Source organism: Vibrio sp. Y176 (assembly GCF_033438945.1).
In genome coordinates this window covers 1-521 of sequence record NZ_JAWOQS010001171.1, presented here as the reverse complement: position 1 = coordinate 521, position 521 = coordinate 1, and the positions used below count along the sequence as shown (strand labels likewise).

1 protein-coding gene is annotated in these 521 nt (G+C 45.7%); it reads left to right on the top strand.

Annotated elements, in window-relative coordinates; genetic code table 11:
- The coding region (locus R7O13_RS30805; RefSeq protein ID WP_318305710.1) for an AMP-binding protein at positions 1–521 on the top strand (521 nt) is incomplete at both ends.

Sequence of the window (521 nt, the reverse complement as noted above, 5' to 3'; positions counted from 1 at the left end):
TCATACGAAAAAGAATATTTATGGGCGAAAAACGAACCGGAGAGTTTTTGGCGCGCTCAAGCGGAGAATATCGACTGGTTTGAATCTCCTAAAACCATCTTGAAATCTGATGAGAACGGCATCGAACGTTGGTTCCCAGATGGGGTGATGAATACGTCTTGGTTGGCACTGGATTACCATTGCGAACAAGGACGTGGTGATAATACTGCGCTAATTTATGACTCACCAGTAACGGGAAATAAAAAGACTTACACTTACCGAGAGCTACGCGATCAAGTTGCGAAAATTGCCGGTATGCTTTCTGCCCAAGGCGTTGAAAAAGGCGACCGAGTTGTTGTTTACATGCCGATGATCCCAGAAGCGGCAATGGCAATGCTTGCTTGTGCACGTTTGGGTGCGATTCACTCAGTTGTGTTTGGTGGTTTTGCGCCTAATGAGCTGGCGGTACGTATTGAAGATGCAGAGCCTAAAATCATTATGACGGCATCGTGTGGCATTGAAATCAGCAAAATCATTCCGTA